This is a genomic window from Sphingobacterium humi, assembly GCF_009768885.1.
Classification (GTDB): Bacteria; Bacteroidota; Bacteroidia; order Sphingobacteriales; family Sphingobacteriaceae; genus Sphingobacterium; species Sphingobacterium humi.
Genome location: NZ_WSQA01000008.1, coordinates 134,354 through 149,054, shown reverse-complemented (window position 1 = coordinate 149,054; position 14,701 = coordinate 134,354). Strand labels below are relative to the sequence as shown.

General features: G+C 40.5%; 13 protein-coding genes. 7 read left to right on the top strand and 6 right to left on the bottom strand.

All coding sequences use genetic code 11. The features are described from left to right. The first annotated feature begins 13 nt into the window (after positions 1-13). The 7 genes from GQF63_RS12030 to GQF63_RS12000 all read left to right on the top strand — a co-directional run bounded on the left by GQF63_RS12030 (position 14) and on the right by GQF63_RS12000 (position 8,138). Positions 14-592 (top strand): sigma-70 family RNA polymerase sigma factor, encoded by a 579-nt coding sequence (locus GQF63_RS12030; RefSeq protein ID WP_160369479.1) that lies wholly within the window; start codon positions 14-16, stop codon positions 590-592. A 72-nt stretch (positions 593-664) separates the two neighbouring features. Continuing rightward, positions 665-1,663, top strand: a complete 999-nt coding sequence (locus tag GQF63_RS12025) for a FecR family protein (RefSeq protein ID WP_160369478.1) — start codon at positions 665-667, stop codon at positions 1,661-1,663. Between the two features lie 25 nt (positions 1,664-1,688). Beyond that, positions 1,689-5,039, top strand: a complete 3,351-nt coding sequence (locus GQF63_RS12020; protein ID WP_160369477.1) for a TonB-dependent receptor — start codon at positions 1,689-1,691, stop codon at positions 5,037-5,039. A 13-nt stretch (positions 5,040-5,052) separates the two neighbouring features. Then, entirely contained in the window at positions 5,053-6,576 is a 1,524-nt protein-coding gene (locus GQF63_RS12015) for a hypothetical protein (RefSeq protein WP_160369476.1), read from the top strand. Beyond that, positions 6,576-7,490, top strand: coding sequence for a DUF4397 domain-containing protein (locus tag GQF63_RS12010; protein WP_160369475.1), 915 nt, complete (start codon positions 6,576-6,578; stop codon positions 7,488-7,490). The genes GQF63_RS12015 and GQF63_RS12010 overlap by 1 nt, the downstream gene beginning before the upstream one ends. Before the next feature lie 100 nt (positions 7,491-7,590). Beyond that, entirely contained in the window at positions 7,591-7,848 is a 258-nt protein-coding gene (locus GQF63_RS12005) for a toxin-antitoxin system protein (RefSeq protein ID WP_160369474.1), read from the top strand. Then, the gene (locus GQF63_RS12000; RefSeq protein WP_160369473.1) at positions 7,848-8,138 is read left to right on the top strand and encodes a type II toxin-antitoxin system YafQ family toxin; all 291 of its coding nucleotides are present in this window, start codon (positions 7,848-7,850) and stop codon (positions 8,136-8,138) included. The genes GQF63_RS12005 and GQF63_RS12000 overlap by 1 nt, the downstream gene beginning before the upstream one ends. 135 nt (positions 8,139-8,273) lie before the next feature. Here the strand turns inward: GQF63_RS12000 and GQF63_RS11995 are convergent, their stop codons facing one another. From GQF63_RS11995 to GQF63_RS11970, 6 genes are read right to left on the bottom strand one after another with little or no spacing between them, the layout of a single operon-like run. Further along, positions 8,274-9,518 carry a sulfate adenylyltransferase subunit 1 gene (locus GQF63_RS11995; protein ID WP_160369472.1) on the bottom strand — a complete coding sequence of 415 codons (1,245 nt, stop codon included), beginning with the start codon at positions 9,516-9,518 and terminating at the stop codon, positions 8,274-8,276. Between the two features lie 22 nt (positions 9,519-9,540). Further along, positions 9,541-10,431 carry a sulfate adenylyltransferase subunit CysD gene (gene cysD / locus GQF63_RS11990; protein ID WP_160369471.1) on the bottom strand — a complete coding sequence of 297 codons (891 nt, stop codon included), beginning with the start codon at positions 10,429-10,431 and terminating at the stop codon, positions 9,541-9,543. Between the two features lie 9 nt (positions 10,432-10,440). Further along, positions 10,441-11,139: a phosphoadenylyl-sulfate reductase gene (locus tag GQF63_RS11985; protein WP_160369470.1), complete on the bottom strand. Its 699-nt coding sequence runs from the start codon at positions 11,137-11,139 to the stop codon at positions 10,441-10,443. Further along, positions 11,136-11,717, bottom strand: a complete 582-nt coding sequence (locus tag GQF63_RS11980; protein ID WP_160369469.1) for a precorrin-2 dehydrogenase/sirohydrochlorin ferrochelatase family protein — start codon at positions 11,715-11,717, stop codon at positions 11,136-11,138. The genes GQF63_RS11985 and GQF63_RS11980 overlap by 4 nt, the downstream gene beginning before the upstream one ends. 5 nt (positions 11,718-11,722) lie before the next feature. After that, positions 11,723-12,493: a uroporphyrinogen-III C-methyltransferase gene (gene cobA, locus GQF63_RS11975; protein WP_160369468.1), complete on the bottom strand. Its 771-nt coding sequence runs from the start codon at positions 12,491-12,493 to the stop codon at positions 11,723-11,725. Between the two features lie 14 nt (positions 12,494-12,507). Next, positions 12,508-14,613: a HEPN domain-containing protein gene (locus GQF63_RS11970; protein WP_160369467.1), complete on the bottom strand. Its 2,106-nt coding sequence runs from the start codon at positions 14,611-14,613 to the stop codon at positions 12,508-12,510. Between the last annotated feature and the right edge of the window lie 88 nt (positions 14,614-14,701).

Genomic DNA, 14,701 nt, shown 5'->3' with positions numbered 1-14,701 from the left:
ATGGAGAATTACCATGTTCAATACACGTAAAAAAGCGATAAAGCAATTGTATGAGAAGTTTTGGAAGGAGCTTTATCTGGTTGCGCATCGGCGCATTCCTGTGGTACAAGATTGCGAAGATATTTTGCAAGATATTTTTATATCATTATTTAATAAAAACATAGACTTAAGCCAGGAAGAATCGGTGCGTTCTTTTTTGCACCAACGGCTAAAAAGTAGAATCATTAATTATTACCGTCGGAAACTAATTTTTCAATCCTACCAAGAGTTTTTAGGCTGGCAGGCCGATTATTTGATCGCGAATGAATCGTCTACATTAGCAAGCCAAGAGCTAGAGCTATTGATTATGGAAGAAATTGAGCGCTTACCCGAGCGTATGAAGACTATTTTCTTGTTGAGCCGGTTTGAACTATTGTCTAGTGCTGAAATTGCCGCTCAATTGGGGCTGTCGGATCAGACTGTCCGGAATCAAATTTCCATGGCGCTCAAACGTATTCGCCAGGCGGTGAATCGCTATACCCAAGATGAAATTCCACAACCTTTATTTAACAACTTGTTGACCATAGCTTTGCTTTTAGCGGAGCGATATTAACTCCATCTTCTCTTAATATTAAGTTTTTTACAAGCTTAGTACATCCATCCTTTTCGATTGGTTATTTAGTTGATGACACAAATTAATCAACTGAGGCTATGGGAACTACTTTACTTAGAAGCTAAGGAAGAACTAGGTCCTGTGGAACGTGCAGATTTAGCTATCTGGTATGCTCATTTTGACCAGGTAGGCAACAGCGCTGTTTTTCTGGATAGCAGTTCGGAAGAGGCCGTTAAAAATGCCTTACTAGCCAAGATTATGGCGGGCATTGCGCGGCAGAAAGTAAATCCACGGCATCTTTTATGGCGTTATAGCAAGCCTAAATATTGGATTGCTGCAGTTTTCTTGTTGACCCTAGGTTGTTTATTTTTTCTGAAGCACCGTGAGGTTAATTTCTACTTTTCGCAGCTGACCCAGCAACCTTCCTCCAGATGGCAAGTTTACACATGTGCACCCGGGAAATTGATGAAAGTGGCCCTAATGGATGGCAGTATCGTTTGGTTGCGTGGAGGTAGTACCCTGCATTACCCCAGCGCCTTTGATGATAAACGGATAGTGTCGCTGGAAGGGGAGGCCTTCTTTGAAATCGCCAAGCAGGAGGGAAAGCCATTTATAGTACATACCGATTATTTATCGACCCGGGTACTGGGAACATCCTTTAATGTGCAAGCATATCCGACGGCTGAGCAGGTGGAAATTACCGTCGCAACAGGGAAAGTGGAGGTATTGAAAGATACAAAAGCACTAGCTAAGCTTCTGCCAAACAGGAGCCTCAGGTATAGCAAAAGCAATCAACAGGTTTTATTGCAAGATAAACCAGCCGAACAGGCCTCTGCATGGCGAAAAGGCATTATTCGCTTAGCGGGTGTCAGCTTTGATGAACTGGCACTGCAGCTGCACCGCACGCATGGGATAACGCTGATTTGTGAAGATGCAGAGATTCGCAAAGTGAGCTTCTCGACACAATATCGGCAGACCGACGATTTGCAGGATATCCTAGCGATGCTAACTCGGATTGCCAATTGCCAGGCCAAGAAAGAAAACGATAAAATTAGATTTTATCGCGAATGAAAGCTACTAAACTAAACACATAGATATGAAAAAAAAGATTACCCCATTTCGGAATCCCTATTCCGTAGTCATTACGTTTATTTTTTACTGTTGTATGTTTGGAATTGGACCATTGCAAGCACAACAATTAAAACCTATCCCCGTTGAATTAAGCTTTCATAATGCAAGCTTGATTGATGTTTTTGAACAATTGGAGGGACTAGCGCATATGCCTATTTCCTATGACAAGAATCAATTTATCCATGCCAAGCGAATCAATGCTGAATTTTCTGGCACTTCCTTAGACCAGGTGTTGAAGCAGGTATTGGAAGGTACAGGACAAGATTATCAACTTATTAACAACAGCATCGTGATTGCGAAGCGAGCCGTAAATAGCAGCGAAAAACAAGAACTAGCCATGCTCAAAGGGCGGGTTGTCGAGTTTGAAACCTCCAGTCCATTGGCAAATGCTACCTTGCAGCTTGTGGAATTGAAAAGGACCGTAAAATCTAATGCAGCAGGATTTTATGAGTTTGTGGATGTTCCTGCAGGTCGCTATACCTTGCTAGTGAGCTATGTGGCTTACAAATCTGAAACCCTGCATGTAACCGTACGCGCAGGACGAGAAGCAAGTTATGATATCCGACTGCAATCTGATGATACTTCCTTGGAGGAAGTTCGCGTGATAGCTCGAACGCGACGTCCTGTTTCCCACTCCTCCGAGCGCCAGGTTTTGGACGAGGTAAGATCGGCCTCCTTGGTGATGTCGGCAATATCTTCCGAGCAGATTAGTCGGTCTGCGGATCGGAATGCTGCGGATGTGATGCAGCGCGTGGCTGGCGTGACGACCGTTGATGATCAATTTGTTGTGGTCCGTGGGTTAAATGAACGCTATAACCTAACGTACTTGAATGATAATGTGGCGCCAAGTACAGAGATGTTTAGCCGAGCATTCGCACTGGATCTGATTCCTAGCCGAATTATCGATAAAGTATTTGTGTATAAATCCCCATCACCGGAAAATCAGGCTGATGCAACGGGTGGGGTCATAAAAATATTCACAAAGGATGCCCGAATGGTGAAGCATTTTGATATTGAAGTTCAGGGTGGCTGGGAAACCGGCACCACCTTCAAGGATGGGTTTTTAACGTATGAGGGTGGGCGATTTGACTTCTTAGGCTTCGATGATGGCACGCGCAAGCTACCCGGTTCCATTCCGGGTTTTGGGAATTTCGACCAGGTGGATGTAAGTCAGGAAACTTATTTAAATGCGTTTTCACCTATTCTGACCTATGGCCAAAAAACCGCTTTACCCAATTTACAGATTACCGCCAATTATTACGATAGCTTTCCTTTGCTCGGCCGACAACTTTCTATGCTTACTTCCTTGAATTACAAAAATGATAGGCAGTACGCTCATTTTACCCGCCAAGATGGTATAACCTATATGGATAATGTGAATTTTGAAACCAGCAGTCGTGATAATGCGCAACTCAATCTATTGCAGAATTTTACTTATCGCCTTCGTGACAGTAGCAATGTGCAGTTTAAGAATTTCATATTAAACCAAGGGCAGTCTAGCACTATTGTAAGGATTAGTAGACCTTATGCTTTTGATGATAGCCGCCAATTAGAAACGATTGATAAAAACAATATTCTTACCTATTTTTCCAGGTTTCTATATGCTGGTAATTTAGGTGGCCAACATTATTACCAGCAAGCAAAGCATAAGTTCCTATGGAATCTAGGCTACACCTTTAGTCAACAAGCTACACCAGATGAGCGGGTCATCAGATTGCAAGCACCGGTTCCTTGGATGGAAATGGGTGATGCTTCTATGCATTGGACGGCACGAATACGTCAAGGGGATAAAGACGAAACGGATCAGACCTCAGTAACCAACGGTATTATGTCAAGGTTTTGGAGTCGCATGCAGGAGGGGGTTTATAATGTTTCTGCAGACTATCATTATAATCTACGCCCTTGGTTGAAATTTCAGACCGGTACTTTTCATCAATTTAAACAACGGAAAATCTACCGACGTATATACACCATTCATGAAGGCGATTTTAAAGGAGGGGCTGCCTCAGACGTGAGTACTCCTGCAGGATATTATGGAAAGTATGTAAACCCGAATTTAGTTAGTTTTAAAGAAAATTCCTTAGATAGGGTATGGAGTTCTTATTATTTCCGTCCGGATGAAACAGGTTTAAAAGTATTTGACCGAACTTCAGGAGCAGATGCTTATATAGGCACCGAACAAAATAACAGCGGTTATGCGATGTTAGCTTTGACTCCTTTGGATAGAAAGATTGAGGTTACGGGAGGCTTACGTGTGGAGTATAATCGCCAAAAAATTGCGGCTTCTATTCCCAAAAATAGTCCTTTTTCAGTGAACTATCCCATATTCATTGATAATCCAACCCTTCATTATCTACCGTCTATAAACATGAGTTTTCGACCATCAAACAGTTGGGTATTCCGTGCGGGCTATGGTCGAACCTTGAACCGCTATGAATTCAGAGAAGCATCACCTTATGAAGAAACAGACTACCAGAACTATCAGGTTATTCGAGGGAATCAAAATTTAAAAACAGCCTCTGTTGAGAATTACGACCTCCGCTTAGAATTCTATCCCGCAGCAAATGCCCGTGGTGAATTAATTAGTGTGGGCGCCTTTTATAAAGACCTGACAAACCCTATTGAACGGATACACATTAACAATAGAGTCCTTGATATTTTACCCATGATAACCTTCCAAAATGCCGGCCGAGCAACAATCAAAGGAATTGAATTGGAATTGCAGAAAAAAATGGATTTCCTACCAGGGAAATTTTTCAGGGAATTATCCCTAATTGGAAATGCATCCTTTATTCGTAGTGAGGCCATAAAGGATAGTTTGGACTTAAAGCAGGAGTTAGAGGAATTTGGAAGAAACCTTCGGCTGACCACCGTTAAACGACCCCTTCAGGGACAAGCTCCTTATATCTATAATGTAGGTTTAAATTATGATAATCCTGGGTTTGGCAGCAAGGTCTCACTCAACTACAATATCATTGGCCTTCGGATTTATGCTGCGGGCACCTATGAAAAATATAATAAACTTTTAGCCACGACTGAATTCCGAGGGAGTTTAATGGAATTACCACGGAAGAGTTTAGATTTTGCTTATACCCAACGTGTATTCCAACATATGCAATTGAAATTATCGGTTCAAAACCTCTTAAATCAACCCATAGAAATGGCCATAGATAATAATTACACCTGGAAATATGAACCTCAATATGAAATTACAGATCCGGATCCAATGACAAATATTACCAAAGGAGGGGATAATATTGCATCTTCCTTTAATCCGGGTCGGCATTTTATACTCACATTTTCCTATTCACTTTAAAAATGAAAAAATTATGATACACGCATTAAAAAACTGGAGACAGCTAAGTTTACTTATCGTAGTAATAGGAGGGATGTCTTCTTGCGAATCGGCAGATCAGTTTTATGAATTCCAAAAAGGGACTCCCGAAGTTCAAGAATTAGGCACCTATTCCTATAATGTAGGGGATACCATCAAATTTGTAGGTAGGTTAAATCCAGCGGACTTGAAAATAAATATCGGTGATGTAGCAGCAAAAATAGCTGCTGTAGAAACCCAAGGCGCTGGTGCTCTTTTTGGTAATAGACTATTGGATCGGGTAAAGGTTGTTGTAACCCGAGAAATGGGCTCAGGACCTGGTGTTCCTGTTAGCGTAGAATCTTTAGGGCAAAAAATTAACCTAAAGCCAATCGATATCCTTCCTGATCAAAATGTAGGTCTGATTCCCCATAAACTAAAACTAACAAGAAGAGCGAAGCCAGCGACTAGGTTAAGCATGATGGAGTGTTTAAGTGGTACTGGTACTATATTTTATTGGGATCATGAAAATAAGGGGCTTTTTAAAATGCTTAAAGATGATACGGAAATCAAAATTATAGAAGAAAGTTCCCTAAGCGATGAAAATGGAGAATTCAAAATTGATTTTGTATATGCAGGTGGAATTGATTCAAAAGAGCAAACCCTATATTTTATTGCTAGTACAAAAGATAATATTGTTAACCCGAATCCTAGTGGGAAAGTTTGGCGATTAGTGCAGTGTGATTTAACGAATAGAAAATGTGAAGTCCTGAATCGTTCTTATAGTCCATCATATTATAGGTTTCTGACTATGGATTTAGTGCTACCCTTTGAGGGAAAAATAAAGGATGTAAAAATTATAAACTCCTTCGACAAAATTAAAGTAATGGATGATGGTACAGTATATTTTTTTAGAAGCGGATATTATATTACTAAAATGAACCCAAATAGGGATTATAGGTACGTCTTTAAAATGAAAGGTTTTAATGCATGGGATTCAAAAACTGACCAAGAAGTTCCTGACTATGTAATGATAGGTATGTTACCTGGTGTTTTCATGAATCCTAATAGTTTTAATCCATTTGCAATTGCACCCGATGAACATATTTTTTACAACTCCTACAACGGGGTAACCTCCTTATGGGATGTTAAGAATAAATATATGATTCAATCGTTTGAATCAAAAGAATACAAAAGAGATAAAAAACCGGTTACTAATGTAAGTTTTGAATCCTTTTATACGGTTGATTTTAATAGCTTTTTCGGAGATTTTTCGGTAGAAACACCTCTTCCGGGAAGAAGGCTTTTGGGAGTTTTTTACCAGAATAAAAATGGTAAAAACTACGAAGACTTTCCGGTCTTTGGCATAATGAATTTTAAAACGAAAAAAATAAACCGGTATTCTCCGGGAAAAACAGATTTTGGGAATCACTTAATTTGGTCCAGCGAGGATAGAATTTTAAATTATGATGAGGACGGGATGTTCTATGCCACATCCGATGAAAAAAGAAGATTGGTAAAAACTGAAATTATAAAATAATGGAAGCAAAGACAAAATATTTTCACCTCCTTGAAATTATACTCATTTGTATCTTATTACAAACTTTAATGGGATGTAAAAAAGAAGTAATCCCAATTTCAAATGCTAATGAAATCGCACGTATAAATTTCTTTGATGCCTCTGAAGTCTTCAATGCTATTGGCAGAGACAATTATATCTATATCAATGACAGTGTACCTTCGGATAATTTCCGTAATGGATTCCCCAAGTTTAGGAGAATGGACAGAAATGACCCACATGGGAGAACTTTTCCGGGCAGTGGTTATATGCACCCTAACATAAGGATAAATGTGCATAATGCCAATTCGAACTTATACCATAATGTATATTGGTTTCCCATGCAGCAAGGTGAATATAAATTTATATTCAGCACAGATGAAAAGGTATTTGCAAAAGATACAACCTTAAAATTTGATCCAAAGCAATATTATGCGGTTTATTTATTGGATGACCCAAATAATGACGGGGCTTTCAATGTCTTGAGCTTTCCGGAAGATATAAAAGTGACAGAAGGGAAGGTGCGGCTTCGGGTCATTCATTTAAGCCCAGATTTAGGAGGAGTTCGAATAATTAGAAATGATGTTGAAGGAAAGGTAAAGAAAGAAAATTTCCCTGAAGTATTAAATTATAGAGATGTTACAGATTATATTGAAATTGATACAACAGGCGCTTCTAAATCTCATGGAAATATACTTTTGGGCCTAACGGATGCAAAGAATCCGGACCACATGCATAAAATGCAAATAATACCAGCAGATCCTGGAAGTACATATGTTTTATTGATTAAAGGACATCAAAATCAGATCCAAAGAAAACTGCTCCAAAAGGATGGAACTTATAGATCAATTGGGATAATTCCTAATATCAGAACTTTATTAAGACGCTTGAATTAGCATTGTTTATATAAATCAGGCGCTATAGCATTTTAGGATGTTGTAGCGCTTTTGTTTTTGTTGGGATTATATGATTATTTTTGTTATAAAAGAAGATGTCATGATGGATTCAGGAAAATTAAAAAAATCAACTTCATTAAGTTTGGATAAAGAGTTGTATTTGAAAATTGAAAAGTTAGCGAAGTTGGAGAATATAAGTGTTAACAACTTCATAGAAACTGTTTTGTTCCATGCAATTTCTGATTATGAACCCAATAAAGAAACAAAAGATGCTATAAAGGAGGCTCGAGAAGAAAGAAAGCTTTTAAAGCGATATGATGACCCTGAAAGCTTATTAAAAGATCTAAATAAGGATTGATGGGTAAGTATAAATTGACCTTCTCCAGTAAATTTAAAAAGGATTTTAAAAAGCATCAATATAATCCAAAAGAAGTCAGCGCGCTTATGGATATTTTAGGATTGCTTACTGATGGCGGTGCTCAAGCAATACCTGATAAATTTAAAGCACATAAACTCTTGGGTAATTATAAAGGATTATGGGAATGTCATGTACTTCCTGATTTATTATTGATTTGGGATCAAGAAGATGTTCCATTCAAGGAGATTCATTTAATAAGGCTTGGAACTCATTCTCAGCTATTTTATTAAGGATATTTAGTAAATTTATGTATGAATTATTCTTTAAATAACCTATCCTCTTGCATTAGTATATTGTTACTATAATTTATATTATGTTAAATAGATGTAAACACAGACTCCCCCTCAAGGGAATCTATTACATTATTAAGCACTTTGGATCATTACTGCGGCCACAGTAATATTGGTTCTGGGATCAATAATAATTGCGCGAGCATTTTCTGGGAAATCTGCTTGCTTATCATAAACAATATCTTCGGCTGCTTTAATCTGTACTCGAGCAATATCATTTAAACAAATCGCTTCGCCATAGATTGGTTCTTGCGTATGCACATCATACTTGAAAAGAATTTCAGGAATTTTAATCTTTACAAGCTTACTATGCGTTTGCAACAGATAAACCTGATTCTGATCCAGCTCCTTGTTTTCAAACCAAGAAATATTAGCTTCTAAAAAGCGATCTGTTGCTCCTGGATGTGCTGCACTAACAATAAAATCGCCTCTAGAGATATCTACATCATCATTTAAGTGAATTATTACAGATGCGCCGTTCTTCGCTTCTTGTAATTGCTCTTCATTAAATTCGATTGCTTTTACGGTAGAACGTGTTCCTGCAGGCAAAACAAGGACCTCTTCTCCTACTTTAAGCCCCTCTCCTAGCACGCGGCCTGCGTAACCTCTATAATCATGTAAATCAGCACTTTGTGGGCGAATTACCCATTGTACAGGAAAGCGCCAGCCTTTGTTGATTTCATCGGTATCCAGGTTGACTTCTTCTAGGTAACTTAATAAGGAAGGTCCTGTATACCAAGGAATTCTTTCTGATTTATGTACGATATTATCACCTTTTAAAGCAGATACAGGAATGAAGTCTATATTACTTAAATTTAACTTCTCTGCAAGCTTTAGGTAGTCGTTCTTAATGTTTTCATAAACAGCAAGTTCGTAATCCATCATATCCATTTTATTGATGCAAACCAATACCTTTTTGAGGCCTAGTAATTTGGCTAAAAAAGAGTGCCTTTTTGTTTGTTCAATGACACCTTTCCGGGCATCGATTAATATGATGATTAAATCGGAATTACTTGCCCCTGTGACCATGTTTCTTGTGTATTGAATATGGCCAGGCGCATCGGCAATGATAAACTTACGCTTTTCAGTTTGAAAGTATTTGTATGCCACATCGATGGTGATTCCTTGTTCGCGCTCAGCTTTTAATCCGTCGGTGAGGATGGCTAAATCGACAGTACCATCATCGTTTTTACGATTTGCCTTTTGAATGGCTTCTAATTGATCGTCCAAGATGGAATTGGTATCATAGAGTAATCGACCGATTAAGGTGCTTTTGCCGTCGTCTACCGATCCTGCGGTAATAAATTTTATGATGTTCATGTTGTTGCTCTTCTTTTAATGCTTAAAAATACCCTTGTTTCTTACGATCTTCCATCGCGGCTTCAGATACCTTATCGTCCAAGCGAGCTCCGCGTTCGCTGACTGTAGAGGCCTTGATTTCTGCAATGATATCGTCTAAATCTGTTGCTTCAGAGTCTACAGCGGCCGTACAGGTCATATCTCCTACTGTTCTAAACCTTACTGACTTATGCGCAACGGTATCACTCGCGTCGATCTGCAAAACTGGATCTGCGGCCATCCATTGTCCATTGCGAAATACCACGTCACGATAATGACTGAAATAGATTGATGGCAAAGCAATTTCTTCGCGTTTGATGTAATTCCAAACGTCTAATTCCGTCCAATTGGATATGGGGAATACCCGAACATTCTCGCCACGCTGAATCTTTCCATTGAAGATATTCCAGAGTTCAGGACGCTGCCGTTTTGGATCCCATTGGCCAAACTCATCGCGTACTGAGAAGATCCGTTCCTTGGCTCTTGCTTTTTCCTCGTCCCGGCGGGCACCTCCGATACAGGCATCAAAGCCGTTTTGCTCAATGGTATCGAGCAAGGTCACGGTTTGGAGCGCATTACGGCTCGCATGTTTTCCCTTTTGTTCGATGACTTTTCCGGCATCAATACTATCTTGAACATAGCCAACGATTAATTTTTCACCGGTTTGTTCAACTAACCAATCCCGAAAGGCAATGGTTTCCGGGAAGTTATGTCCCGTATCAATATGCACTAATGGAAATGGAAATTTGCCGGGGCGAAAGGCTTTTTTCGCCAAATGTACCAGCGTAATTGAATCTTTTCCGCCGGAGAATAATAAGGCAGGTTTTTCAAACTGTCCAGCCACCTCTCGTAATATATATATGGCTTCCGCCTCTAAATGATCTAAGTAATCCATAACCATTAATTATTTACTTGTAACATGTAATCCACACTCCTTCTTGCTTTTATCCTCCCACCACCAACGACCGGCTCTAAAATCCTCCCCCGTTGCAATAGCCCGCGTACATGGCTGACAACCTATGCTAGGATAACCTTTATCGTGTAAAGGGTTGTAGGGAACAAAGTGAGCTTTTAGGTATTCTTCCACTTCGGCTAAGGTCCAATTAAATAAGGGATGGACTTTGATTAGTTGGTTCCCTTCATCCCATTCTACAGCTTCCATATGGTCTCGGTTTTCCGACTGCTCCGCACGTATGCCCGTAATCCAAACTTGATAACCTTTAATCGCTCGCTTTAAAGGCTCTATTTTCCGGATGTAACAGCACTCTTTCCGATTCTCCACCGACTCGTAAAAACTTGCCGGTCCCTTGCTGGAAATAAGCTGCTCAACAGCTTCTGTATTTGGGAAATAGGCCTTGATGTTTAATTTATAACTTTCAATGGTTCTGCTCCATACATAATAGGTTTCAGGGAATAAGCGACCGGTATCTAGGGTGAAAATAGCCGTACTTGCTTTGATCTGTGCTAGCATATGGGTAATCACCTGATCTTCGATTCCAAAGGAAGTAGAAAAAACCGCCTGCTTAGTAAATGTGGCATCGAGAAGCGTTAATATCTCCAGGGCGTCCAAATCCTTTATATCTTCTTTTAGTTGTGCTATCATTGGCTACCTCCTTGTACTAATTGTGCGGTATGGCTATTCAGGCGCTTGATTTTTTCCTTTAAATCTCCCTTAATGCTGTTTCTATAATGCGCCATCAGGTTTAAAGTCTCATCGATTTCCTCAGGCAGCAAGTCGTTTAGGAGTTCTTTCAGACGCTTAGCGATGGTTGGCGACTTCCCATTGGTTGAAATGCCAATTTTTAGGTTTCCCTTTTGTACGACAGAACCAAGGTAGAAGTCGCACAGGTCCGGTTTATCCGCAATATTCAACAAGATATTCCTTGCTTTTGCTAATTGCTGTACTTCCTGATTAAACGCGGGGTTATTCGTCGCCATGATAATCAAATCCTTAGCATCCATATCGGCAGGTTCAAAACTGCGTTCTGCTAAGCTGATGTTTGGATTTCCAGCGATAGCCATTCGGAATTCCGATGAAACTTCGCTAGCAACCACTTGAACCTTTGCTTGTGGTGAATTCTGTAGGATGGCCTGTAATTTTTCTAAACCTACCGGACCTGCGCCAACCAGTAAAGTCTGGATCTGATCCAATTTTACGTAAATAGGAAATAAGGTATTCATTAGGCTTAAGATTTAGATAAAGTTGCTAATTCAGCAGTTAAGGCTTCAAATTGCTCATGTTTGGCCACCACTTCCCCTAATACAATGATCGCCGGTACGCCTACTAAGCTGCGTTCTGCTTCTTGAAGAATAGAATCTATTCTTCCTAGTACTACGCGCTCGTTAGCTAATGACCCATTCTGGATGATGGCAATCGGTAAATCTCCTTTTCCATAATTCTGATAAAGGTCTACGATTTCTCTTAATTTACCGAAGCCCATCAGTACAACTACCGTTGCTTGGGTTTGTACCGCTTGGTAAAGGTCGTTTGATAAACGGCCATCACTGGTAGATCCGGTAATGACCCAGAAAGATTCGGAAATACCACGATAGGTTAAGGGAATCTGCTGTAGCCCTGTTAATCCTACGGAAGATGAGATACCAGGAATAACAGCCGTCGGGATATTATACTGACGCACATAATCAATTTCTTCGCCACCGCGGCCGAACACAAAAGGATCTCCCCCCTTTAAGCGTACAACATGGCCATGGGTTAAGGCATAATCCACCAACAATTGGTTAATGCTATCTTGGGAAGTCGATAAGCGCTCCGCACGTTTTCCAACATATATCTTTGTGCAATGTGCCGGTGCATAATTTAATAAACTCTCGTTTACCAAAGCATCATATAAGATGACATCGGCCTGCTCTATGGCTTTAATGCCTTTTAAAGAGATTAAATCGGGATCTCCGGGGCCTGCGCCGACTAAGGTTACTTTTGCTTGAATGTCTTTCATATCGGTTCCTCCTCTTATTGATTTACTGTTTTTAATTCTTCCCGACGTGCAGCCGCTTCCAAACTGAAAGCTGTGGCTTGCAGCAAGAAGGCTTCCGCGAATTCTCTGGAAGGTTCGAATTTATTGATTTGCAACACCCGATCGCTAAAACTTGTCGGGAATTGAAATAAGCCTTCATTTACATAATGGTTATCAAACTCTTGGATCACTGCGGATTGTGTGGAGGCGTTTACCCCTTTATCTAGCAATAAAGCTTTTGCTGTCCATACAAATGAGCTGTAGGCATGATATATCGCATCGGCATATTGTTGCTTGTCGATTGCGAGTTGAGCGAGATCTAATTTCTCTTCCGCTTCTAGTAAAAGCGTGGCAACCAAGTCGATTATTACGCCGGCACATTCACCCACGCCAATCGCGGTGCTAAACGAGCCTTCATGTCCCCAATCGATATGCTCATCCGGAGTGAGGTTGGTTAAATCGGCCAAAGGCTTTAATAGTCTATAGAAATAGTCCTTCCCTTGCTGATCATAATAGCTATGGAAATTCTGGTCTGCACTTTTTGAGGCTTTGAAATCCTGCAATATCAAATCGACCACCTGTAGCACGCGCTTTGTAGGCACTTTTATAACCCGTTCTGCAACACGACCTTTGCCATCGCCAATCGTTCCTCCGGCCAACATCACCTGGGCTGCGGGAATCACATTTCCACCAGACTTTACCGAACTGCCATGAAAGCCGATATGTGCCAAGCCATGCTGTCCGCAGGAGTTCATACAGCCGGAGATCTTGATTTTTAGCGACTGCTCATAGATATAATCTGCATGAAATTCATGGATGTAGTTTTCCAATACCCGGGCCATTTCTGTCGAATTTGAAATCCCCAGATTACAGGTATCCGTTCCGGGACAGGTTGTAATGTCCGCGGTACTGTTGTAACCTGCTTTGGCAAAGCCCAAGCTTGCCAAGAGGTTGTAAATATGGGGAAGAGATTCTTCCCGAACGTATTTAAACAGCAAGTTTTGATCTTGAGTAATACGGATATCATCAGCAACATGACCTTGTAGCCCCGCTACGAGTGCTCTTGCTTTATCCGTAGAAATATCCCCCGTTTGAATGGAAGCATATACTCCAAAATAGCCATCTTGCTTTTGTGTAAAGGTGTTTGTCTGTTTCCAGGTCTCAAAACCCAGTAGATCTACCGGATCAATCGCCTCCACCAAGGCATTTGGCGCCTCAGGTTGTTGAATGCTTTCCCGATCCACCACCCAGGTTTTGTTTTTTATCGCTAGTTTTTCCTCTTCAATTAATGCCAATACCGTTTCTAAGCCCAGCTTTTGGATTAGGTATTTGAAGCGCGCTTTATTGCGGTTATTGCGTTCGCCATGGCGGTCAAATACCCGTAAAGTTGCCTCTACATAAGGTATAAAGTCATCTTCATGCAAGAAATCTGCAATCTCATAGGCTAAGATAGGTTGGGCACCAAGCCCCCCTCCTAACATTACTTTAAAGCCACGTTGTTCCTGTCCATCAATGAGTTTCAACTTTGGAATAAAACCAAAATCATGGATATAAGAAAAGGCGGTATCCTGCTCGCTTGCCGAAAAGGACATCTTGAACTTACGCCCCATTTCCGCACATATCGGATTCCGTAAGAAGTAGGCAAAGGTGGCCTGCGCGTATGGCGAAACGTCGAAAGGTTCCAAAGGATCAATGCCGGCAGTAGCTGAAGCCGTCACGTTTCTAACGGTGTTCCCGCAGGCTTCCCGCAAAGTCATGTCATCCTCGGCCAATTTCGCCCATAATTCCGGCGTTTTATCTAAACTAACAAAGTGGATTTGAATATCCTGACGCGTGGTTAAATGCAAATTCTTGCTGGCATACTCGTCAGAGATGGCTGCAATTTTCAGTAATTGCTGAAAAGTAACTTTGCCAAAGGGTAACTTAATGCGCACCATTTGTACGCCAGCTTGCCTTTGTCCATACACGCCTCTTGCCAAGCGTAAGGAACGGAATTTCTCTTCAGGAATCTCCCCATTTCTAAAACTTCTAATCTTCCTTTCTAGCTCAATAATCTCTTGCTCAACCAATGGATTCTCTAATTCTGTACGGAAACTTTGCATAGCAGCCTTCTATTATTATTGTGAATAATTCAATTGTTTTAACCTTTTGTTAGTTGATTGTTAAGGTTCAGTGGACAAATGTATAAAT